This window comes from Bacillus halotolerans, from assembly GCF_004006435.1.
In the GTDB taxonomy this organism is placed as follows: domain Bacteria; phylum Bacillota; class Bacilli; order Bacillales; family Bacillaceae; genus Bacillus; species Bacillus halotolerans.
The window spans coordinates 3,693,994-3,716,516 of record NZ_CP029364.1; the positions used below are offsets into that span (position 1 = coordinate 3,693,994).

The following is a 22,523-nucleotide window of genomic DNA, read 5'->3' on the forward strand; positions in this document are numbered from 1 at the left end:
GTACGTTCAACAATGAAGAGAAGCAACAGCTGAACAGCCTGTGCTAGGGCTATTCAGCTTTTTTTACTTCGATAAACAAAATATGGTGACTGTCGATGTCTTTTACCTTGAATGAGTAGCCGTCATATTCAATGACACTTTCAGGCTCGGCGTCTATGTTTTGTGTGAGAAACCAGCCTCCGAGCGTATCGACTTCAGCATCTGATAAATCAGTTCCAAGCAGGTTATTCACGTCACTGATTAATAACTTCGCATTTAATAAATAATGATCTTTTCCCAGCTCACGAACATGAGGCACTTCATCTGCATCAAATTCATCGCGTATTTCTCCTACAATTTCTTCAATAATATCCTCGACGGTGATCAATCCTGAAGTTCCGCCATACTCATCAATAAGAATCGCCATATGAGTGCGTTCCTTTTGCATTTTGATGAGTAATTTGTAAATCGGAATGGTCTCAATGACATGAATGACGGGCTGTATGAAGGGTTCAATTTTGTGCTTCTGAAAAGAAAAATCTTTCGTCAGCAATGAAAACAGCACTTCTTTCATATTGATCACGCCGATGACTTTATCTTTATCTTCCTTTACAACAGGGTAACGGGTATATTTGGTCTGCTTAACCGTTTCCCGCATGCTTGGAATCGAGTCATCCTCAATAGACAAACTGACCATTTCGTTTCGCGGGACCATAATTTCCTTTGCCATTCGTTTATCAAATGTAAAGATATTATTCATATATTTTAATTCGCTTTTTCTGATTTCTCCGCTTTTATAGCTTTCGGTTAACAGTACTCTAAGCTCTTCCTCCGTATAAGCCAGTTCATGCTCTGATGCCGGCTTCAGCCCAAAAAGTCCTGTGATCATTCTGGCAGACTGGTTAAGGAGCCAAATGAACGGAAACATGATTTTATAAAACCAGATTAATGGTTTCGCGAGCATCAGCGTAATGCTTTCTGCTTTTTGAATCGCGAAGCTCTTCGGTGCCAGTTCCCCGATGACGACATTTAAATACGTGACCACTAAAAAGGCGATAATAAGGGAAAGAAGATGGGTAAGCGACTCGTTTAAACCTGCCTTATGAAAGAGCGGACGAAGCAGAGTCTGTACAGTCGGTTCACCCAGCCAGCCGAGTCCTAAAGCTGCGACCGTGATGCCCAGCTGGCAGGCTGATAAATATTCGTCAAGATGTGTGACCACATGTTTTGCCGCTTTAGCGCCTTTTTTGCCTTTTGCGACAAGCTGATCAATTCTGGATCGCCTGACTTTTACGATCGAAAATTCTACGGCGACAAAAAATCCCGTTAACAAAATTAAAAACGCGACTGCTAATAAATTGATAAATTCCAAAATAAACTGCCTTCTCCAAGGAAGGCATGCACCTCCCTTTCCGATGTCTTTCTACATTCCATACCACCGGCAAAAGCTCACAAAACATGTGATGAAGTGCCTAAATGGTTTAGGAATGCTTCTCCTTGGGCAATTAAAGAACAAAAGAATAAAAGTCTGGAGGATCGTAACATGAAGGTACATACAGGTGGGGATTGGTTTTGGTACCAAATGGGGCCTCAGGAAAGAGATAAGGCAAGAGATCTGATCCATTTTTCTCATTGGCCGCAATGTGAAAAGTGGTTCGAAAATAATCATCATATTAACTTTTTGCGCGTGGATACAACAGAAGCTGAGAATGAAGCGGTATTTGGCTCGATCGTATATGATCAGGGGCTTGGCGAGGAAAAAGACCATACCGTTTTTCATTTCTATATTACTAGGCAATATTTTTTCACAATTAACTTTGATTTTGCGATTTTGGAGGGGATTAAGGGAAAACAAGTTGTCCAGCAAATGGAGAGAGCGGATAGTACCATGGAGGGATTTTTGATCCTTCTCGGCGAGTTAATGAATGCGTATTTAATCGGTGTAGATGAATTTGAAGTAAAGCTGAGAAAGCTCAGATGGCAAATCAAAGACGACAATAGCAAAAGCATTTTAAACCGTGTTCATCTCCTGCACCATGAGCTGATGGTCTGGAAAAACTTAATCCTAAGCGCTAAAAAAATTGAAATGGCATTGAAAGAAACCTTTTTGCTCCAAAATGATAGTAAAAAGGTTTATCAGCGGATACAACTCAAAATTGACAGGGGGTTCACATACATCAGCGAATTTGAAGGGGAGCTTAATAGTCTGTTGCATTCAGAGGAAGTCATTACCTCTCACAGGGGAAATGAAATATTCAAAGCGCTGACCATTTTCACGACGCTTTTTACGCCGGTTACAGCACTCGGTGCCCTCTGGGGGATGAACTTTTCCGTGATGCCTGAGCTGAATTGGAAATACGGTTATGTCTTTTCTCTCTTATTGATTATCACTTCTACAGTCTTAATCTACCTATATTTGAAGAAGAAAGGCTGGACGGGAGATATGCTGCAGGAACGGAAGGATAAAAAGAAATCTCGAAAACGGCGGATCCTGTAGAATGTTTCATTTTTTGTGCAGCGGATAAAGAATAAATAGAACACGGTAAAGGAGGAATTGAAATGAAAGTAAGAGATATCATGACTGCGAATGTAGAATGCTGTGAGCCAACCGCATCAGTCACTGAACTAGCCAAAAAGATGAAAGACTCCAATGTCGGTTCTATTCCAATTTGTGAAAGCGGCAGACTTCAAGGCATCGTTTCTGATCGGGACATTGTCACCAGAAGCTTAGCTGAAGATCAAATAGAAGCGAAAGCAAGTGATATCATGAGCACCGAAATCATTTCCGGTCATCCTGATATGTCTGCTGATGAAGCGAGTCAGCTCATGGCAGAGCATCAAATCCGCCGTTTACCGATTCTTGAAAATGAACGTTTAACGGGTATTGTTGCGCTAGGCGACCTTTCCGTTAAGAAAGACACAGACCAGAAAGCCGGAAAAGCATTAAGTGAAATTTCTAAATCAGCATAACAAACAGTTTGGAAGAGGTAACTGCCTCTTCCTTTTTATTTTGTATACAATAAACTGATTCGCCAATTTTAGAAAGCATCAAACTCCGATTTATAAATCCCTCTTTGGGTGCCAGAGCCGGACTGCGTACATCTGTCCATCAATCTCTTTTCAAATCCTTATTAAAATTGAAAATGATGTGATACATATAGCTGAATTTCTATTTTTGGTAGGGGCGAAATGTTTTTTAGGTTGTAAATACATCAGAAAATCACATTTTCTTTGTTTGATTACCATGTCTTCTTTTTCTACAATACGCTTTGAAAGGAGAGGGAATCAAATTGGATTCGATAGAAAAAATAAGCAAAACTTTAATTGAAGAGGCATATAGGACGAAGGCCTCTGACATTCACATTGTGCCGAGGGAACGGGACGCAATCATTCATTTTCGGGTTGACCATGCATTGCTGAAAAAGCGAAACATGAAAAAAGAAGAGTGTGTAAGACTCATTTCTCATTTTAAGTTTCTCTCAGCTATGGACATAGGGGAAAGAAGAAAGCCGCAAAATGGATCTCTTACTCTAAAATTAAAAGAGGGTGACGTTCACTTAAGGATGTCAACGCTCCCGACAATTAACGAAGAAAGCCTCGTCATCAGAGTGATGCCTCAGTATAATATCCCTTCGATTGACAAACTGTCTTTATTCCCAAAGACAGGAGCCACCTTGCTATCATTTTTAAAACACTCCCACGGCATGCTGATTTTTACCGGACCAACAGGCTCTGGGAAAACAACAACATTATATTCTCTGATCCAATATGCAAAAAAACATTTTAATCGAAACATTGTCACACTTGAAGATCCAGTGGAAACGAGGGATGAAGATGTTCTTCAAGTGCAGGTGAATGAAAAAGCCGGTGTCACATATTCCACAGGGCTGAAGGCTATTTTGCGCCATGACCCCGATATGATCATCTTAGGTGAGATTAGAGACGCTGAAACAGCCCAAATTGCGGTGCGGGCAGCGATGACTGGTCATTTAGTGCTGACGAGCCTTCATACGAGAGATGCGAAGGGCGCGATTTACAGGCTGCTTGAATTTGGCATTAATATGAATGAAATCGAGCAAACGGTTATTGCGATAGCGGCTCAGCGTTTAGTTGATTTGGCTTGCCCGTTTTGTGAAGACGGATGTTCATCAGTGTATTGCCGCCTGTCACGAAATGTCAGGAGAGCAAGCGTATACGAGCTGCTTTACGGGAAAAACCTTCAGCGGTGTATCCAGGAAGCGAAAGGGGACAATGCAAATTACCAATATCAAACGCTGCGTCAAATTATAAGAAAAGGGATTGCGCTCGGCTATTTAACGACAAACAACTATGACCGGTGGGTTTATCATGAAACAGATTAGAAAAGTTTGGCCGTTAAAGGATCAAGCCTATTTACTGAAAAGGCTGGGTGAAATGACAGCGGGCGGATACAGTCTTTTAGACGGATTGCGCCTGATGCAGCTGCAAATGAATAAAAGGCAGCTGGCGGACTTGGCTAACGCAATAAGCCGGTTGAGAGAAGGGGAATCGTTTTACCATGTATTAAAGAGCTTGTCATTTCATAAGGAAGCCGTCGGTATTTGTTATTTTGCTGAAACACATGGGGAATTGCCGGCTTCCATGATTCAGAGCGGAGAGCTGCTGGAACGAAAAGCAGGTCAGGCAGAACAGATAAAAAGGGTGTTGCGATATCCTTTTTTCCTCATCTTTACCGTTGGTGTCATGCTTTATATGCTGCAATACATCATCATCCCTCAGTTTTCCGGTATTTATCAATCGATGAATGTAGAAACGTCACGCACAACAGACATCATTTTTGCATTTTTTCAGCACCTTGATGCTGTGTTCATATTAATGGCCATTTTGGCTGCAGGAATAGGTCTTTATTATTGGTTTGTGTTCAAGAAAAAATCCCCTGACCATCAAATGCTCATTTGCGTAAGCATTCCTTTGTTTGGAAAGCTGGTCAGGCTGTTTAACAGCTACTTTTTTTCTTTACAGCTGAGCAGTCTGCTTGCATCAGGTCTTTCTATTTATGAAAGTTTGAAAGCATTTAGGAAGCAAACGTTTCTCCCTTTTTACCGCCATGAAGCTGAACAAATGATTGAACGGTTAAAAGCCGGTGAAACCATTGAAGCTGCTTTATGCAAACGGCCTTTTTACGAAAATGATTTTTCAAAAGTGTTATCTCATGGCCAGCTAAGCGGCCGCTTGGATCGGGAACTCTTCACATACAGCCAGTTTATATTGCAGCGGCTTGAGGACAAGTCACAAAAATGGACAGGCATTCTTCAGCCCATTATTTACGGATTTGTCGCAGGAATGATTTTAATTGTTTATCTATCGATGCTCCTGCCTATGTATCAGATGATGAATCAAATGTGAAAGGAAGAGGCGGATGAATGAGAAAGGGTTTACACTTGTGGAAATGCTGATCGTGCTCTTTATTATTTCTATTTTGCTATTGATCACCATACCGAATGTAACAAAACATAATCAAACCATTCAGAAAAAGGGCTGTGAAGGCCTGCAAAACATGATAAAGGCGCAGGTAACAGCATATGAACTCGATCATGACGGGAAGACACCAAGCCTCGGCGATTTACAGGCAGAAGGTTATGTGAAAAAAGATGCTGTTTGTCCAAATGGAAAGCAAATTATCATTACCGGCGGGGAGGTTAAGGTTGAACATTAAATTAAAAGGGGAAGCTGGATTCACCCTTTTAGAAAGCCTGCTTGTTTTAAGCCTCGCCTCTATTATGCTGATTGCGGTGTTTACCACGCTTCCTCCTGTTTATGAAAATACAGCATTACGGCAGACAGTATCCCAGCTGAAAAACGATATTTTACTTGCGCAGCAGACCGCAATTTCCAATCATCAAAGAACAAAAATTCTTTTTCAAGAGAAAAAATATCAATTAATCATAGGTGACACTGTTATAGACCGTACGTATCATCATGGTCTTTTTGCAGAGTCACTGACATTAAAAGACCGCTTGGAATTTAACGAGAAAGGGCACCCGAATATAGGCGGGAAAATCCGTATAAAAGGGCGTGCCGCCTATGACATAACAGTTTATTTAGGGAGCGGAAGAGTGAATGTGGAGAGAAAATAAAGGCTTTTCTACAATTGAAACAATGGCTGCCCTCAGCATATGGCTCTTTATGCTTCTGACGATCGTGCCGTTGTGGAACAAGCTGATAGCTGATGAACATATAGCGGAGTCGAGAGAAATTGGTTATCAGCTTGTTAATGAAAGCATAGGCAAATATATGCTGACAGGAGCAGGAAATTCGTCACAAACTGTTTCGATGAACAATAGCAAATACTCGATGACATGGGAGGAGGAGGGAGAGTATCAAAACGTATGCATCACATCAGACGCCTATAAAGACAAGCCATTTTGCCTCAGCATTTTGCGGACAGACTGGCTATACGCTTCTTAATGTATTATTTTCGCTCTCTGCTTATTTGCTCATATCAGGATCGTTAGCGATATTCTTTCATCTATTTTTGTCACGTCAACAGGAGAATGAGGGCTTCATGCAGCGGGAATGGGTCATTTCGGTAGAGCAGATCATGAATGAGTGCAAGCAGTCGCAGACAGTGCAGACAGATGAGCATGGCAGCGTCTTAATCTGCAGAAATCTGTCAGGGCAAGAGGTCCGTTTTGAAATCTACCATTCAATGATCAGAAAAAGAGTAGACGGAAAAGGGCATGTTCCGATTCTTGATCATATTAAAACAATGAAAGCCGGGGTTAAAAACGGGATGCTTTGGCTGAAAGTCAAGAATGAGAATGATAAAGAGTATCAAACCGCTTTTCCGGTATATACGTCGTTAGGGGGTGGGTGAATGTACTACTCAAAAGGGTTTATCTATCCGGCCGTTCTTTTTACATTTGCCCTTGTGATGCTGATTGTGAATTTCACCGCCCCTCAATTTGTTTCACGCCATATGTTTGAGCAGGAAACAAAAGAGTATTACACAGGAGAAAATCTGCTGCAAAATGGCGCGCTTCTATCCATCAGGCATATACTTGAGCACAGACCAGGCCGAAAGGGTTCACAGCAGTTTCAATATGGACATGTATCTTATGACATTCGCAAAACAACCATAAAAGAACAGCAAGAAATCACTCTTAAAGCCATCACAGAGTCGGGAACAGAAAAAAGCGCTCAGCTGCTGTTCGATCAAAATCAGAAAAAACTGCTGAGCTGGACAGAATAAACCAGCGGTATGTGTATAAAAAAAGTCGTGTGAGCCAACACTTCATAATAACTGAATGATGAGGTGATCACGTGAAAACGAATGATTATGTCAAATATATGACTCAGCAATTTGTGAAATATATAGACACTCCGAAAGATGAGCGAAAAGAACGAAAAGAGGTTCGAAAAGAAACAAAAACGCCTGCTTCTCAGCATTGGTTCGGTATTTTACCTTATGGTTTTAGGCTATGGCTGAAAAGAAAAAAATAAATTGTACCAATATGACGAACAAGGTCCTTCACATGGAGGACCTTATTGATATTCTTCTAAAATTGCAATTTTATTCACCTTTTGACTATGAGGATCGAAAGAAATTGTGACAAACACGCCGAATTCCTTTGAGCCTTCTCTCAGGGTTAAATGATATTGCTTCACAGCTTCGTCTTTTCTTTTGCGGTCCCAAACTTTTTGTTTAACCAGTACCTGTGCGAGAGGGTACCTTTTTTTTGCTTCTTTTACAGCAAGCTCTTCCCATTTTGACATGTGGCGGGCGGTTACAAGCGGCCCTTCTTCTGCTTGAGCGGCACTGGTGCCGAAACCGAGAAGAGACAGACAAATCACACATTGTTTGATCATAAGCCGTCACCCTTTCTTTGTTGTTTATTATTGCCAAATGTTAACCGGATATGCGTTTAATTTCTCACATAACAATCCTAAAAAATTCTAAAAGCTTAAAAAGGTGAGCAATATTGAGTAAGACTATGCAATATGATGAAAACATTCTTTTAAACGAACAAAATGGCGGATTTTGGTGTTTTTAAATCCTTCGATCGTTAATTATACTCAGTTTGTGTGGTTCTTAAAAAAGAACGATTGTCACGTCAAGTTACAGTGTTTTACAGGGGGTAAGGTATGTTTCGATTGTTCCGCAATCAGCATAAGGCTAAGACAAAATTAAGAGTGCTGCTTGTTTTTCAGCTTTCAGCCATATTCAGTCTGACAGCCGCTATATGCTTACAATTTACCGGAGATACAAGCGCTGCTTTTTATGATATTGAAAACTTTGATGTTTCGCTTCAAACGTGTGAGAACTTTCAGCATACAGATAAAAACTGTCATTACGATAAACGGTGGGACCAAAGTGATTTACACGTGGTGAATCAAACAGATACAAAAGGTACTGTCTGTTCCCCTGTTCGTCTATTTGCCGAGCTGGAAAACAGAGGCGAGAAACTTAAGAAATCGAAATGGAAGTGGGAGCTTCATAAACTGGCAAACACCCGCAAACCGCTAAAAGACGGGAACGTAATAGATAAAGGATACGTTTCCACCCAAATAGGCGAATCACTTTACAAAATTGAAACAAAGAAAAAAGTGAAATCCGGCATTTATGTGTTTAAAGTATATAAACCGGCCGGCTATCCGGCGGACGGAAGCAAGTCTGAGTGGTCGGATCCAATGACAATTGTGAAGTGTGACGAAAAACCGACGACACCGAAAAAGGAAAGTCAGCCGGCTGTGAAAAAACAGCACAATCAAGCAGACAGTGACAGAAAAGACAAAACAGATAAAGAAAAAACAGCTGACAAAGCCGTAACTGAAGACAAAGAAAATCAACCAGTTCAGAAGGAAAGCGGGGAAGAGGATGAAGAAAGCATTAAAGCTGATCAGTAATATCCTTTACGTAATCATCTTTACTCTGATTATTGTGTTAACGCTAGTTGTCATTTCAACACGTTCATCCGGGGGAGAGCCGGCAGTGTTCGGATACACGCTGAAATCAGTACTGTCCGGCTCAATGGACCCTGAATTTAAAACGGGCTCATTAATTCTTGTTAAAGAAATCACGGATGTGAAAAAGCTCCAAAAGGGCGACGTGATCACATTTATGCAGGATGCAGACACAGCGGTGACCCATAGAATTATTGATATGAAAAAGCAAGGCGATCATTTGTTATTCCAAACAAAAGGGGATAATAACGCCGCAGCTGATTCTGCGCCTGTGTCGGATGAAAATGTCCGCGCGCAATATACAGGTTTTCAGCTTCCTTATGCCGGCTACATGCTTCATTTTGCCAGTCAGCCGATCGGCACTGCTATTTTACTGATTGTTCCCGGCGTTATGCTGCTGATCTACTCCTTTGTGACAATCAGCAGTGCGATCAGGGAGATTGAAAGAAAGACGAAAGCCTTGGAAACAGAGACAAAGGACAATACGATGTCCACTTAACATCAGTTGTAAACCTGGCAACAGGTTTCGATAATATAATCATTCAATAAAAGGGGAGTTTACCATGGGTATGAAAAAGAAATTGAGTTTAGGAGTTGCATCAGCAGCACTAGGGTTAGCTTTAGTAGGAGGAGGAACATGGGCAGCATTTAACGACATTAAATCAACGGATGCTACTTTTGCATCAGGCACGCTTGATTTAGCAGCGAAAGAAAATTCAGCCAGTGTCAACTTATCAAATCTAAAGCCGGGAGATAAATTGACGAAAGATTTCCAATTCGAAAATAACGGCTCACTTGCGATCAAAGAGGTATTAATGGCGCTGAGTTATGGAGAATTTAAAGCAAACGGGGGAAGTAATACATCCCCAGAAGATTTTCTCAGCCAATTTGAGGTTACATTATTGACAGTCGGCAAAGAGGGAGGCAATGGCTATCCGAAAAACATCATTTTAGATGATGCCAACCTTAAAGACTTATATTTAATGTCTTCTAAGAATGATGTTGCGGCGACTGATAAAATTAAAAAACAAATTGATCCTAAATTCTTAAACGCAAGCGGAAAAGTCAATATAGCGACAATTGACGGTAAAACCGCTCCTGAATATGACGGTGTTCCAAAAACGCCGACTGATTTTGACCAGGTTAAAATGGAAATTCAATTTAAAGACGATAAAACAAAAGATGAAAAGGGACAAATGGTTCAAAATAAATATCAAGGCAACTCATTACAGCTTCAATTCTCATTTGAAGCAACACAGTGGAATGGCTTGACAATCAAAAAGGAACATACTGATAAAGACGGTTATATTAAAGAAAATGAAAAAGCGCATAGCGAGGATAAACATTAATAGAAAAAAGAGGTGGCTCAGTACATGCGTACTGAGCCATTCTTATGTTCATTGACAAAAGAGGAGTAAGTGCCTCTGCTCAGGCACTACTCCTCTTTTTGGGATTTTCTCCATTTTTGATAATCTAAAAATTCACGAAATTGTTTTTTCGATACCCCAGATGTCATCGCATCGCGAACCAATTTCTCCCATTCACTATCTAATTGACCATCGTATTCGGTTTCATGTTTTTCATCAAGCAAAGTATGAACCGAGACGTCCAGAACAGCGGAGACTTTTTCGAGAAATTGAATGGAGGGGTTCGTTTGTAGATTTCGTTCTATTGAGCTTAAATAAGACTTCGCTACCCCAGCTTTTTCTGCTAGTTCTGATAGTGAGTAGCCTTTTTCTTTACGGTATTGTTTAATACGCTGGCCAATCAATGTCATCACCTTCCTTGTGATATTATAGCACATTCAGAAAGGATTTATGGTATGACTTCTGGCTGCCGGACCAGGATGAGCAGACTTTTTGTTTAAAAGTAAATATTTGCGTATTTCCTCAGGGCTGATATTTGCTTCTCTGGCTTCTATCATTAATTCAACCCATTCTTGATCTAATTCGAAGTGCTCTTGTTTTGCATTTTTCATGCAGTTTCTCCTCCTAAAATACTTGTTTATGTATTTCAGCCAGTCCGGCCATGACCATTGTACGCCTTCTGTGGTCTCTGGAAGTCATTTGCCAATTGAATAGCCAGAATTTTTTTCCAATATACCTTTATTATAATAGCATTTTTCCAAAAAAAACGAGAACGATGTCGAATCTGAAAAAAGTTAGCTCGAAATATTATTTTGCAGAAAAAATAATCCGCCATTTTCGATCTGAACTGATATCTTTGGTTGATACAAGGCTTTTAACGCTTGTTTTTCAAGATGGTACTCTTCTGGTTTTTCTTCTGTATGCTCATAAAACTGATCAAGCAATTTCATATCGTTTTGCCACCTGTTTACCGCCTGCTCTGCCCAGTCTGACGGTTCTTGCATAGCGGCTTGGGTAATGTAGCTCTCCATCCGCTTAAGACCGCTTTCAGGTTTGATCATAGGCGATATGGTGAAACAATAGTCACATATTTGTGATGTCAATGAAAGCTGTACGAGCTTACTTTGAAAATCTTCAATCATGGTTCCAGAGACAAGGTGAAGACCTAGTGACAATAGCTTATCCTTTTTCATGTCGGACTGGTATGAAATCATGACATTTATACCAAGCCAAGGCTGAAGCGGAATTTTCGCTCCGGCTGATTCAATTTTCTCATACATTCTGGTAAATCTCCCATTTTGTTTAACTGCTTTAAATATTTGAAAAAGGCGTGGCGCCCCGAAGTAAATAAATTCGCCTTCTAGGTCTTTTGGAGTAGATTCCTTATCTGTAATGAACGTCATTTTCATCGGATTCGGGTCGCCGCCGGTCTTCTCACGCCAGTGCCAGTAAAAAGGCCGATTCATGATCTGTTTGTCCATTTCAACTGTAAGCTGAACCGTCATGTAACCGGGTCCTTGGTCGATGATCGGACAGCTGTTTGCCTGGAAAAAACGAAGCAGAAATTGGTGAACCTCTTGCTGTCTCACTTGTAAAACCTCCTTGCGGCTAAGAACCTCTTTTTTCAGCGGGCTGCTGTTTTTTATAAGACAAAAATGAGGTTAAGTTGTCCATTTTAATTTTCATTTCTTCTTCGGTTGCCGAATGGTACAAAATATCGTGCAGGTGCTCTTCAAAATTGTTGACTTGAATTTTTGTTAAAATGTCATCAAGCTCGCCGACCACTTTTTCAAATAAATGAATTTTTTCATATAAAAGCTTTAAAATATGCTCTTCCACTGTATGTTTGGTAGCCATGTTATAAATATGGACGTCACGCTCCTGCCCGAGCCTGTGGATTCTTCCGATTCTTTGTTCAAGCCGCATCGGATTCCATGGCAAATCATAGTTGATCATGTGATTGCAAAACTGCAGGTTGATCCCTTCGCCGCCTGCTTCAGTTGCAATCAGCACTTGAACCTTCCCGCGGAAAAGGTCCTTCATCCAGTCTTTTTTCCCGCGTTTAAATCCGCCTCTGAACGGCACAGAGCTGATGCCGTGTTGCTGAAGAAACCACTGCAGATAAATTTGAGTGGCACGGTATTCTGTAAAAATAATGACTTTATCGTCTATCTTTTTAATCAGATCGATGACTTGATTCGCTTTAGAATTTTGTGTCACTTGATTGATGCGGTCCATTAATATAGAAATGGTGTCTTCATCAATGGCTGGTGCCTGTTTTTCTTTTTGGTCGAGCATTTTTTTCAATGTCATGTACACAGCTTCCCTGCTTGAACAGCATTCTCTTTGGAGTGTCATAATGGAGAACATGCTGGCCGGTTTGTTAATGCTTTCTTTCAGTCGGGAAATCTCATCGTAAAGCGCCTGCTCTGATGGAGAAAATTCAATCGGCACTGTTTCGACGCGGCGCTGCTTCCAATTCAGCCCGGTGTCATGACGCCTGTTGCGAATCATGACTTTATTCACTAGATCTTTTAAATGATCATGCGCTTCTAAGCTGGATTTCTTTTTAGAAAACATTTCTTGAAAGTGATTCTGATTGCCTAAATGACCAGGTTTTAATAATGAAACCAAATTGAATATTTCTTCAACCCGGTTTTGGATTGGCGTCGCAGTCAGCAGCAGGCAGTATTTTTTCACAAGATTCCGGACAAATTCATAGTTCTTTGTTTTGCTATTTTTGAGCTTGTGGGCCTCATCAATAATGACGAGATCATATGGGATTGACAGCACAATTTCCCGGTGGGGCGAGCGCTTTGCCGTATCGATGGAGGACACGACGATATCGCACTGCTCCCACACATAGCTTTTCTTTTGCTCAACAGCCGGAATCAAAAATTTTTCCTGAAGCTCTTTCACCCACTGCGAAACAAGAGAAGCTGGCACAAGGATCAGAATTTTTTTGGCTAACCCGCGAATCATATATTCTTTTAGAATCAGTCCGGCTTCAACAGTTTTGCCGAGCCCCACTTCATCTGCTAAAATCGCTTTTCCGTTCATTTTTTCAACAACCTTCTGCGCAACCTCAAGCTGATGGGGAAGCGGCGTGAAGGAAGGGAGATATAATGGGGCACGCAAGCCTTCAAATTCAGGAATCGCCAATGTTTCCTGGATTTCTGATGAAAGCTTGTACAGCTCCCAGTTTGACCATGGACCGTCGTTTTTCAGTCTTTCGGCAAATTCTTCGGGCCATTTTGTGTCATATGTGATTTCTGCATTCATTGCTGTGAAACCGCCTTTCATATTCTTCAATTTTTTAAATGAACAATATAAGAAAAATCCGCCCAAATTGCTGTTGCCCCGCATATAGTGATGATGGTAGGATATGAGTATGTATTTGATGTAAGATATTGCTATAGTATGTCCATAACAGCATGAAAATATGAGCGAATGACAGCAAGGGGAGAGACCTGACCGAGAAAACCGGGATACAGGCGCCGAAGGAGCAAACTGCGGAGTGAATCTCTCAGGCAAAAGAACTCTTGCTCGACGCAACTCTGGAGAGTGTTTGTGTGAAATGCGCAAGCCACCAAAGGGGACGTCTTTGCTATTGCAAAGTAAACTTTCAGGTGCCAGGACAGAGAACCTTCATTTAATATGAGGTGTTTCTCTGTCCTTTTTTGTATGTTTTTTTAGCTGCGCCGTTGAAAAAGGGGAGGAATTTGATGCTGAAAAGAACACCGTTATTTGAATTGTATAAGGAATATGGAGGGAAAACGATTGATTTCGGAGGCTGGGAGCTTCCTGTTCAATTTTCTTCAATCAAAAAAGAGCATGAGGCTGTCCGAACAGCAGCCGGGCTGTTTGATGTATCTCATATGGGGGAAGTCGAAATCACGGGGGATGACAGTCTGTCTTTTTTACAAAAGCTGATGACAAATGATGTATCCGCGTTAAAAACCGGCCGTGCGCAATATACCGCGATGTGCTATCCGGATGGCGGCACCGTTGATGATTTACTCATCTATCAAAAAGCTGAAAACCGCTATTTGCTTGTCATAAATGCTTCAAATATAGATAAAGATCTTGCTTGGCTCAAAGAACACGCAGCAGGAGAGGTCCAGATTGACAATTTGTCAGATCAGATTGCGCTTTTGGCCGTGCAGGGCCCGAAGGCAGAAACAATCTTAAAAAATCTGACAGCTTCAGATGTGTCTGCTTTAAAACCATTTGCATTTATTGATGAAGCTGATATCAGCGGCTGCAAAGCACTCATTTCGCGCACCGGCTATACGGGTGAAGACGGGTTCGAAATTTACTGCCGCGCTGATGACGCAGTCCGAATTTGGAAACAAATCATTGAAGCGGGTGAAGAACATGGGCTTATGCCATGCGGGCTAGGGGCGCGTGATACGCTCAGATTTGAAGCGAAGCTCCCGCTCTATGGCCAGGAGCTGACTCGGGATATCACGCCGGTTGAAGCAGGTATAGGCTTTGCCGTAAAACACAAAAAAGAATCTGATTTTTTCGGGAAGTCTGTATTGAGTGAACAGAAAGAAAACGGGGCGAAACGAAAGCTCGTCGGTCTTGAAATGATTGAAAAAGGAATACCGAGACACGGATATGAAGTGTTTCAAAGCGGCAAGTCCGTCGGAAAGGTGACAACAGGCACCCAGTCACCGACATTGGGGAAAAACGTGGGCCTTGCCTTGGTTGATGCTGGAGCGAGTGAGATCGGAACTGTTGTAGAAGTGGAGATTCGCAAAAAATTAGTGAAAGCAAAGGTAGTTAAAACACCATTTTATAAACGCTAAAAATTTTTCTTTGGAGAGGGGTCAACACATGAAGCACCGCTATTTGCCCGCGACAGAAAAGGATAAACAGGAAATGCTTGATGCCATCGGCGCAAACACGATCGATGATTTATTCGCCGATATACCTGAGAACGTCAGATTCAAAAAAGAGTATCAATTCAAAAAGGCAAAATCAGAAACAGAATTAACAAAAGAACTGACAAAGCTGGCGTCTAAAAACTGTGATACCGTTCAATACGCATCTTTCTTAGGCGCCGGTGTATATGATCATTATCAGCCGGTTATTGTGGATCATGTCATTTCAAGGTCTGAGTTTTATACAGCTTATACACCATATCAGCCGGAAATTTCTCAAGGGGAGCTTCAGGCGATTTTCGAGTTTCAAACGATGATTTGTGAATTAACTGGCATGGATATCAGCAACTCTTCTATGTATGATGGCGGAACAGCCTTGGCGGAAGCTGCGATGCTTGCCTCCGGACATACGAAAAAGAAAAAAATTGTGGTGTCAACAACCGTGCACCCTGAATCGAGAGAAGTGCTGAAAACATATGCAAAAGGACAGTATATTGAAGTTGTTGAAGTCCCTGCCGCAAATGGAGTGACTGATCTTGATGCTTTGCGCGAAACCGTTTGTGACGATACGGCGGCAGTCATTGTGCAGTACCCGAACTTTTTTGGTCTGGTTGAGCCATTGAAGGATATTGAGCCGATCGCTCATCAGGGAAAATCCATGTTTATTGTCTCAGCCAATCCGCTTGCATTGGGACTTCTGACCCCGCCGGGCGCTTTTCAGGCCGATATTGTGGTTGGCGACGCACAGCCATTCGGGATTCCTTCCGCATACGGCGGACCCCATTGCGGATTTTTTGCCGTCACAAAAAAATTAATGAGAAAGGTGCCGGGCCGCCTCGTCGGACAAACGGAGGATGAAAACGGAAAAAGAGGTTTTGTGCTTACCTTGCAAGCCAGAGAGCAGCATATTCGCAGGGATAAGGCGACCTCAAACATCTGCTCGAACCAGGCATTAAACGCACTGGCCGCTTCCGTCGCCATGACGGCTCTCGGGAAAAACGGCGTAAAAGAAATCGCCCGCCAAAATCTCTTAAAAGCCAATTATGCTAAGCAAGAAGCGAAAAAAGCGGGGCTCACTGTGATGTTTGACGGGCCGATGTTTAACGAATTCATCATCAAACTTGATGAACCTGTGAAATCGGTAAACAAAAGATTGTTGACAAATGGAATCATCGGCGGCTACGATTTGGGTCTGACGTACCCGGAGCTTGACCGCCATATGCTTATTGCCGTAACAGAGCTGAGAACAAAAGAAGAAATTGACGCACTCATTCAGGAATTGGGGGATCGCCATGAATAATCAGGATCAGGCACTTATTTTTGAGCTTTCAAGAGAAGGCCGTGTCGGCTACAGTCTGCCGGAGCTTGACATACCGGAAATGGAAGTGGAGGACCTCTTGTCAGACAGCTATATCCGTGATGAGGACGCAGAGCTGCCGGAGGTTTCTGAGCTGGATATTATGCGGCATTACACAGCATTGTCCAGACGGAACCACGGGGTTGATTCGGGCTTTTACCCGCTCGGTTCCTGTACAATGAAATACAATCCGAAATTGAATGAAAAAATCGCGCGGATTCCCGGTTTTGCCGCGATTCATCCTCTTCAGGACGAAGACACAGTGCAAGGCGCTTTGGAGCTTTTATATGACTTAAGCAAGCATCTCGAAGAAATTACGGGAATGGATGAGGTCACGCTTCAGCCCGCGGCGGGTGCGCATGGCGAATGGACGGGACTGATGATGATCCGCGCTTATCATGAGGCGCGCGGAGATATGAAACGGACAAAGGTCATTGTCCCCGATTCAGCTCATGGGACAAATCCTGCGTCTGCAACAGTTGCCGGTTTTGAAACGGTGACGGTGAAATCGAATGAAAACGGGCTTGTTGATTTAGAGGATTTAAAAAGAGCGGTGAATGAAGAAACCGCAGCTCTTATGCTGACGAATCCGAATACACTCGGATTATTTGAGGAACAGATCACCGAGATGGCGGAAATCGTTCACCAAGCCGGAGGAAAGCTGTATTATGACGGCGCTAATTTAAATGCCGTGTTAAGTAAAGCGAGACCCGGTGATATGGGATTTGATGTGGTGCATCTTAATTTGCATAAAACCTTCACAGGGCCTCACGGCGGAGGCGGTCCGGGTTCAGGTCCGGTTGGCGTAAAAGAAGATCTGATTCCTTATCTGCCAAAACCCGTTTTAATCAAAAAAGAAGGGCGATTTACTTTTGACTATGACCGCCCTCACGCGATCGGCCGTGTTAAGCCTTATTACGGCAACTTCGGCATCAATGTCAGAGCGTATACGTACATCCGCTCTATGGGCCCGGACGGGTTAAAGGCCGTTACTGAAAACGCGGTGCTGAACGCCAACTATATGATGAGAAAGCTTGCCCCTTATTACGATCTGCCGTTTGACCGCCATTGCAAGCACGAATTTGTATTGTCAGGGAAACGCCAGAAAAAGCTTGGGGTGCGTACGCTGGATATTGCAAAACGGCTGCTCGATTTCGGCTATCATCCGCCTACAATTTATTTTCCGCTTAATGTTGAGGAGTGCATCATGATTGAGCCGACAGAGACAGAATCCAAGGAAACACTGGATGCATTTATTGATGCTATGATCCAAATTGCGAAAGAAGCAGAGGAAACTCCGGAGCTCGTACAGGAGGCTCCGCATACAACAATCGTCAAAAGAATGGATGAAACAAAAGCAGCCAGACAGCCTGTACTTAGATACGAGAAAAACGTAAGCAGCGAACTTGTAAAATAAAAAAACAGCTGTCTGATATCAGACAGCTGTTTTTTTAATTTTTGGCTTTGATTTTTCCGCCCCATTTTTTAAAGCCGCCCTTAAGGTTATAAATCTCAGTGCAGCCGTTTTTGCGCAGGGTTTGTGCCGCGCGTCCGCTGCGGACACTGTTCTGGCAGTACAGATAGACAGGCTTGTCCGGCCGGATTTCATTTTTTCTCTGTTTCAGCTGAGAAAGCGGAATGTTGCGGGCGCCTAAAATATGTCCGCCATCAAATTCATTCGGTTCACGAACGTCGATAAGCTGCGCTTTGCGGTAACCAGCGCGGAATTCTTCTTCCGAAAGTGTTTTCATAATTCGCTGCTGATAGACATATGAAGCAATCATATAGACGATAAACGCAGCAAAAATAATTAAAACGATCATATTAGACAATGTGATTCTACTCCTTTAACGTATAAAATCAAAACCCTGCTTCTTTAAACAAGGGCATAGAGACGTTTTCGACAAATACTATTATAGTAAAGCACGGCGCGATTGTCATCCATAATGGAACTAAAATATTTTTCATTTTCCCGGCAGTTTGTTAAACTGATTCTATTAAAACGGTAAGGAAGGTCTCAAAATGGAAAAAGAAACTTGGCGGTTTATAGACTCAGGAAATGCAAGCCCGGCTTTCAATATGGCGCTTGATGAAGCGCTTTTATATTGGCACAGTGAAAAGAAAATTCCTCCGGTCATCCGTTTTTACGGCTGGAATCCGGCGACGCTTTCTGTAGGTTATTTTCAAAATATTAAAAAGGAAATCAATTTTGAAGCAGTACATAAGTATAATCTTGGATTTGTCAGACGCCCGACCGGAGGAAGAGGGGTGCTCCACGATCAGGAATTGACATACAGCGTAATCGTTTCTGAGGATCATCCGGAAATGCCGGCGACTGTAACCGAGGCATATCGGGTTATTTCAGAAGGCATACTTCAAGGCTTTAGAAATCTTGGTCTGGACGCTTATTTTGCCATTCCGAGAACCGAAAAAGAAAAAGAAAGCTTAAAGAACCCGCGGTCATCCGTTTGTTTTGACGCGCCGTCCTGGTATGAGCTTGTTGTGGAGGGGCGCAAGGTGGCGGGAAGCGCGCAAACGAGACAAAAAGGCGTCATCCTTCAGCACGGCTCCATTCTGCTTGATTTGGATGAGGACAAGCTGTTTGATCTGTTTTTGTATCCGAGTGAAAGAGTCAGAGAGCGGATGCAGCGCAATTTTAAAAATAAAGCGGTTGCGATTAATGAACTCACCGATCACCCGGTGACGATGGACGATGCACGCAAGGCTTTTAAATCCGGATTTGAAACCGGCTTGAATATTCACTTGGAGCCGTACGAATTATCCCAGGAAGAGCTTAATTTTGTTCAGGACTTGGCAGAAACAAAATATGCTTCTGATGAATGGAATTATAAGCGGTAAAAAGGGCTTTTTGGCCTGCAGAGCATCCTTGTTTTTTCAAGTTCATTAGTGTAAACTTGTAATGATTTATAAAGTTAAGGTGCTTTTTGGGAGGGTTTCGATGACGACACCAAGTATGGAAGATTATATTGAACAGATTTATATGCTGATTGAAGAAAAAGGATATGCAAGGGTTTCTGATATCGCGGAAGCATTGGCAGTCCACCCCTCCTCTGTAACAAAAATGGTTCAAAAACTAGATAAAGACGAATATTTAATTTATGAAAAATATCGCGGTCTCGTGCTAACGTCTAAAGGAAAGAAAATAGGCAAACGGCTAGTATACAGACATGAATTGCTTGAGCAGTTTTTAAGAATCATTGGTGTTGATGAAGAGAAAATATATAACGATGTCGAAGGAATCGAGCATCATTTAAGCTGGAACAGCATTGATCGCATCGGTGATCTTGTTCAATATTTTGAAGAAGACGATGCGCGTAAAAAAGAGCTGAAATCAATCCAAAAGAAAACAGAACATCATAATCAGTAAAAAGGCGGGTCTCAAAGGAGGCCGCCTTTTTTTGATGAAATGCGTCCTGCTTCATTCATTGGTCTATTTCTTCGCGTTTTTTCTTAAAATGATAGTAAGCCATTGGATGGAGGGGGAGGGTATGGGATGTATATTGACGGTGTGTTTTCTGGCGGAGGGGTAAAAGGCGTGGCGCTTGCCGGCGCTTATGAAGCGCTTGAGGAAAAAGGCTTCCGCTTTGCACGGCTTGCCGGCACAAGCGCCGGCGCCGTTATTGCCGCTTTTATTGCATCAGGTTATTCAAGCAAGGAAATTCACGCTTTGATTGAAGAAGTGGACGGAGAGAGGCTGCTGGACCAGCGATACTCATTTCTCCCCTTAAAAATGCTCCAATGGGTGTCCATTTACTGGCGTTTGGGCTTGTTTAAAGGAGACACATTAGAAAAGTGGATCGCCGACCTTTTAAGAGCGAAAGGCGTACGCGTCTTTGGCGATTTGAAAAAAGGCTCTTTGCGGCTCATCGCTTCGGATCTGACAAACGGTACAATGATCGTGCTGCCGGACGACTTGGCCCGCTACGGGTTAAATCCGGATATGTTTCCGGTTGCCAGAGCGGTAAGAATGAGCTGCAGCATTCCCTATTTTTTTGAACCAATAAAATTAAAAACAGATACAGGAACTGCCACCGTAGTGGATGGGGGCGTTTTAAGCAATTTTCCCATATGGCTGTTTTCTAAAGAAAGAAAACGACCTGTTATCGGTGTGACGCTTGCGCCGAATGAAAGGGAGCGGCCGAAAAAAAATATCGGAAACGCTTTCGAACTGTTTGGCGCTCTGTTTGAAACGATGAAGGATGCGCATGACGCAAGACATATCGCGTCACGCTATGAGCAAAATATCATTTTTCTTCCGGTTGACAACGTGATGGCGACCGAATTTCATTTAACACAACAAAAAAAACTAGCCCTGATTGAGCTAGGTAAAAGTCGGACAGAGCAGTTTTTAAAGCAGTGGACCTATTAAAAAAGCGCTCTGTTTTTCTTTTTATTTTTTTTCCCTTCTATGACAGTCAGCTGCGTCTGGCTTTTTTTCTTGAGAATCATCGGCTTAGGTTTGCTGGCGCTCGGAACGCTTCGCAGATGGCTCACCCGTCCTTTATGCCCGGCGCGGTGCTTTGCTTTTTGTTCTTTCAGCCGGCGCCGCGATTGTTTGGCCGCTTTTTTAAAAGCCGCTCCTTCACTGCCAGTATTTCGCTTCATTACATATTTCACAATAAAATAAATAATGATACCTGCCAAGATGACGGTTATCGCCATTTTTGCCATTTCTCCGGGATTGGTTACCAGCACATAGAGGAAACCGAACGCTCCCAGCGCAATTAATACAGCAATAATAGGTTGTACACGATGATTCATAACTGTCCACCTCCGAAAGTAATAGCAGGGCAACGGATATTAGATGACGTTGTGAGAAGGCTGCTCTTTTTGTTCAGATCTTTCTTCGAGTCTGAGAAGCTCGTTAAAGCTTTCGATTGCAACTTCAACTTGGTCATCCTTAGGTTCTTTCGTCGTTAACAGCTGAAGCCAGAGGCCCGGGTACCCGAGACATTTCAAACCGGGAATATCACGCACTTTATTTGTCAGCTGCAGCACTTCAAAGGAAATCCCAAGTACAACCGGTATGAGAGCGACACGATCTATAACACGCAACCAAAGCGGATCTGTTGGAACAAGCAAGTATACAAACATACCGACAATAATGGTAAATAAAATAAAGCTGGACCCGCAGCGGTAATGAAGCCGTGATTGATTTTGAACGTTCTCTACAGTAATTGGCAATTTCTGTTCATAACAGTTTATGACCTTATGTTCGGCTCCATGATATTGAAACACTCTTTTAATCAGCGGTGTCATGGATAAAAAATAAATATAACCGAGCAGCAAAATCAATTTGAATAGACTTTCAACTGCGATTTGCGCTGTGTCCGATGGAAAAACCGGTCTTGTCAGTTCAGCTAAGAAAACAGGAACCAATGTAAATACGAATTTACTGAACAAAAATGATAAGACGCCGATCACTGCAAGGCTGAGATACATTGACAGCCCCGAGGCTTTTTTTTCTTCCTTAAGCGTCTCGTCCTCAGACGGATCAAGTCCGTAGCGTTCACTCGAGAAATTCAAATGCTTTGTGCCGTTAGCGCTCGCTTCAATAATAGCCGCGATCCCTCTTATAAATGGTATTTTTTTTACCCTGTTCAGCTTCGGATTGTGTTTCCGGGGAAGCTTGAAGAAATCAATGCTTCCGTCTGTTCTTCGTATGGCCGTAACGTAATTGTGTTTTCCGCCAAACATAACGCCTTCCACAACCGCCTGCCCGCCGTAAGCGGGCGGAATTTTATGTTTTGACATATTCATCAACCTGCCTATTTCTTTAGGATTGCTAACTATTTCCTTTCACTCTATTGTACAGGAAACAGCGCGAAACCTCTAGATTGACGGGCTGAAAATTTGCCAGAGCCTTGCTTTTTCTACATGCAGTATACCCGTTATTTTCAAATTTTACTCGCTGCTGTCAAAATGTGTGAGCTTTTTTATTGACATTTCATTTTTTGGGCACACTTT

The 22,523-nt window shown here is 42.5% G+C and carries 27 protein-coding genes, 1 pseudogene and 1 riboswitch; of the genes and pseudogenes, 19 read left to right on the forward strand and 9 right to left on the reverse strand.

Translation table 11 applies throughout. From position 1 onward, the window contains the following. Positions 1-49 precede the first annotated feature (49 nt). A pseudogene (locus DIC78_RS19045) lies at positions 50-1,379 on the reverse strand (hemolysin family protein). Between the two features lie 143 nt (positions 1,380-1,522). Here DIC78_RS19045 and DIC78_RS19050 point away from each other — a divergent pair. The 10 genes from DIC78_RS19050 to DIC78_RS19095 all read left to right on the forward strand — a co-directional run bounded on the left by DIC78_RS19050 (position 1,523) and on the right by DIC78_RS19095 (position 7,461). After that, the gene (locus tag DIC78_RS19050) at positions 1,523-2,476 is read left to right on the forward strand and encodes a magnesium transporter CorA (RefSeq protein ID WP_095713277.1); all 954 of its coding nucleotides are present in this window, start codon (positions 1,523-1,525) and stop codon (positions 2,474-2,476) included. A gap of 62 nt (positions 2,477-2,538) precedes the next feature. Beyond that, complete coding sequence (locus DIC78_RS19055; RefSeq protein WP_106020097.1) at positions 2,539-2,949, forward strand: CBS domain-containing protein; 411 nt, start codon at positions 2,539-2,541, stop codon at positions 2,947-2,949. A gap of 320 nt (positions 2,950-3,269) precedes the next feature. Then, entirely contained in the window at positions 3,270-4,340 is a 1,071-nt protein-coding gene (gene comGA / locus DIC78_RS19060; RefSeq protein ID WP_127696768.1) for a competence protein ComGA, read from the forward strand. Further along, positions 4,327-5,364 (forward strand): competence type IV pilus assembly protein ComGB, encoded by a 1,038-nt coding sequence (gene comGB / locus DIC78_RS19065; protein ID WP_127696769.1) that lies wholly within the window; start codon positions 4,327-4,329, stop codon positions 5,362-5,364. Before comGA ends, comGB begins: the two co-directional genes overlap by 14 nt. A 13-nt stretch (positions 5,365-5,377) precedes the next feature. Beyond that, positions 5,378-5,674, forward strand: a complete 297-nt coding sequence (gene comGC, locus DIC78_RS19070) for a competence type IV pilus major pilin ComGC (RefSeq protein ID WP_010334925.1) — start codon at positions 5,378-5,380, stop codon at positions 5,672-5,674. Then, on the forward strand, positions 5,664-6,095 hold the full coding sequence (comGD, locus tag DIC78_RS19075) for a competence type IV pilus minor pilin ComGD (RefSeq protein ID WP_044154579.1): 432 nt from the start codon (positions 5,664-5,666) through the stop codon (positions 6,093-6,095). The genes comGC and comGD overlap by 11 nt, the downstream gene beginning before the upstream one ends. Continuing rightward, on the forward strand, positions 6,079-6,426 hold the full coding sequence (comGE, locus tag DIC78_RS19080) for a competence type IV pilus minor pilin ComGE (RefSeq protein WP_127696770.1): 348 nt from the start codon (positions 6,079-6,081) through the stop codon (positions 6,424-6,426). Before comGD ends, comGE begins: the two co-directional genes overlap by 17 nt. A 25-nt stretch (positions 6,427-6,451) precedes the next feature. After that, positions 6,452-6,835 (forward strand): competence type IV pilus minor pilin ComGF, encoded by a 384-nt coding sequence (comGF, locus tag DIC78_RS19085; protein WP_038954226.1) that lies wholly within the window; start codon positions 6,452-6,454, stop codon positions 6,833-6,835. Beyond that, positions 6,836-7,210 (forward strand): competence type IV pilus minor pilin ComGG, encoded by a 375-nt coding sequence (comGG, locus tag DIC78_RS19090; protein ID WP_106020094.1) that lies wholly within the window; start codon positions 6,836-6,838, stop codon positions 7,208-7,210. Between the two features lie 71 nt (positions 7,211-7,281). Then, the gene (locus DIC78_RS19095; protein ID WP_003236949.1) at positions 7,282-7,461 is read left to right on the forward strand and encodes a YqzE family protein; all 180 of its coding nucleotides are present in this window, start codon (positions 7,282-7,284) and stop codon (positions 7,459-7,461) included. A 42-nt stretch (positions 7,462-7,503) separates the two neighbouring features. On the opposite strand, the gene DIC78_RS19100 is transcribed toward DIC78_RS19095, so the two are convergent. Next, positions 7,504-7,827, reverse strand: coding sequence for a YqzG/YhdC family protein (locus DIC78_RS19100; RefSeq protein WP_024122040.1), 324 nt, complete (start codon positions 7,825-7,827; stop codon positions 7,504-7,506). Between the two features lie 276 nt (positions 7,828-8,103). Here DIC78_RS19100 and tapA point away from each other — a divergent pair, with 276 nt between their 5' ends. The 3 genes from tapA (at position 8,104) to tasA (ending at position 10,271) form a co-directional block, all read left to right on the forward strand. Then, on the forward strand, positions 8,104-8,865 hold the full coding sequence (gene tapA / locus DIC78_RS19105) for an amyloid fiber anchoring/assembly protein TapA (protein ID WP_106020093.1): 762 nt from the start codon (positions 8,104-8,106) through the stop codon (positions 8,863-8,865). Beyond that, on the forward strand, positions 8,837-9,421 hold the full coding sequence (gene sipW, locus DIC78_RS19110) for a signal peptidase I SipW (RefSeq protein WP_105955579.1): 585 nt from the start codon (positions 8,837-8,839) through the stop codon (positions 9,419-9,421). The genes tapA and sipW overlap by 29 nt, the downstream gene beginning before the upstream one ends. A 64-nt stretch (positions 9,422-9,485) precedes the next feature. Next, positions 9,486-10,271 carry a biofilm matrix protein TasA gene (tasA, locus tag DIC78_RS19115; protein ID WP_127696771.1) on the forward strand — a complete coding sequence of 262 codons (786 nt, stop codon included), beginning with the start codon at positions 9,486-9,488 and terminating at the stop codon, positions 10,269-10,271. Between the two features lie 86 nt (positions 10,272-10,357). Here the strand turns inward: tasA and sinR are convergent, their stop codons facing one another. The 4 genes from sinR to DIC78_RS19135 form a co-directional block, all read right to left on the reverse strand. Continuing rightward, on the reverse strand, positions 10,358-10,693 hold the full coding sequence (gene sinR / locus DIC78_RS19120) for a transcriptional regulator SinR (protein WP_003226345.1): 336 nt from the start codon (positions 10,691-10,693) through the stop codon (positions 10,358-10,360). 33 nt (positions 10,694-10,726) lie between these two features. Further along, a complete protein-coding gene (gene sinI / locus DIC78_RS19125; RefSeq protein WP_127696772.1) occupies positions 10,727-10,900 on the reverse strand; it encodes an anti-repressor SinI in 174 nt (57 codons plus the stop codon). A gap of 183 nt (positions 10,901-11,083) precedes the next feature. Further along, positions 11,084-11,878, reverse strand: a complete 795-nt coding sequence (locus DIC78_RS19130; RefSeq protein WP_127696773.1) for a YqhG family protein — start codon at positions 11,876-11,878, stop codon at positions 11,084-11,086. A 19-nt stretch (positions 11,879-11,897) separates the two neighbouring features. Beyond that, positions 11,898-13,571 (reverse strand): DEAD/DEAH box helicase, encoded by a 1,674-nt coding sequence (locus DIC78_RS19135; protein WP_127696774.1) that lies wholly within the window; start codon positions 13,569-13,571, stop codon positions 11,898-11,900. 168 nt (positions 13,572-13,739) lie between these two features. Next, a riboswitch (glycine riboswitch) is annotated at positions 13,740-13,841 on the forward strand. A gap of 173 nt (positions 13,842-14,014) precedes the next feature. Between DIC78_RS19135 and gcvT the strand changes: the two genes are divergently transcribed. The 3 genes from gcvT to gcvPB are packed head-to-tail and all read left to right on the forward strand — an operon-like array spanning position 14,015 to position 17,952. Then, positions 14,015-15,103, forward strand: coding sequence for a glycine cleavage system aminomethyltransferase GcvT (gene gcvT, locus DIC78_RS19140; protein WP_127696775.1), 1,089 nt, complete (start codon positions 14,015-14,017; stop codon positions 15,101-15,103). A gap of 28 nt (positions 15,104-15,131) precedes the next feature. Then, positions 15,132-16,478: an aminomethyl-transferring glycine dehydrogenase subunit GcvPA gene (gene gcvPA, locus DIC78_RS19145; protein WP_103672264.1), complete on the forward strand. Its 1,347-nt coding sequence runs from the start codon at positions 15,132-15,134 to the stop codon at positions 16,476-16,478. Next, entirely contained in the window at positions 16,471-17,952 is a 1,482-nt protein-coding gene (gene gcvPB, locus DIC78_RS19150; protein ID WP_095713266.1) for an aminomethyl-transferring glycine dehydrogenase subunit GcvPB, read from the forward strand. Before gcvPA ends, gcvPB begins: the two co-directional genes overlap by 8 nt. A 34-nt stretch (positions 17,953-17,986) precedes the next feature. Here gcvPB and DIC78_RS19155 read toward each other — a convergent pair whose 3' ends face one another. Next, on the reverse strand, positions 17,987-18,367 hold the full coding sequence (locus DIC78_RS19155) for a rhodanese-like domain-containing protein (RefSeq protein ID WP_024122030.1): 381 nt from the start codon (positions 18,365-18,367) through the stop codon (positions 17,987-17,989). A 190-nt stretch (positions 18,368-18,557) separates the two neighbouring features. On the opposite strand from DIC78_RS19155, the gene lipM reads away from it, so the two are divergent. The 3 genes from lipM (at position 18,558) to DIC78_RS19170 (ending at position 20,925) form a co-directional block, all read left to right on the forward strand. Next, positions 18,558-19,394, forward strand: coding sequence for an octanoyltransferase LipM (gene lipM, locus DIC78_RS19160; protein WP_024122029.1), 837 nt, complete (start codon positions 18,558-18,560; stop codon positions 19,392-19,394). Between the two features lie 100 nt (positions 19,395-19,494). Beyond that, entirely contained in the window at positions 19,495-19,923 is a 429-nt protein-coding gene (mntR, locus tag DIC78_RS19165; RefSeq protein ID WP_010334908.1) for a transcriptional regulator MntR, read from the forward strand. Between the two features lie 126 nt (positions 19,924-20,049). Then, entirely contained in the window at positions 20,050-20,925 is an 876-nt protein-coding gene (locus DIC78_RS19170; RefSeq protein ID WP_127696776.1) for a patatin-like phospholipase family protein, read from the forward strand. Here the strand turns inward: DIC78_RS19170 and DIC78_RS19175 are convergent. Both DIC78_RS19175 and DIC78_RS19180 read right to left on the reverse strand, forming a co-directional pair. Continuing rightward, the gene (locus tag DIC78_RS19175; RefSeq protein WP_044154629.1) at positions 20,922-21,317 is read right to left on the reverse strand and encodes an SA1362 family protein; all 396 of its coding nucleotides are present in this window, start codon (positions 21,315-21,317) and stop codon (positions 20,922-20,924) included. The genes DIC78_RS19170 and DIC78_RS19175 overlap by 4 nt on opposite strands. Before the next feature lie 39 nt (positions 21,318-21,356). Next, entirely contained in the window at positions 21,357-22,310 is a 954-nt protein-coding gene (locus DIC78_RS19180) for a DUF1385 domain-containing protein (RefSeq protein WP_024122026.1), read from the reverse strand. Between the last annotated feature and the right edge of the window lie 213 nt (positions 22,311-22,523).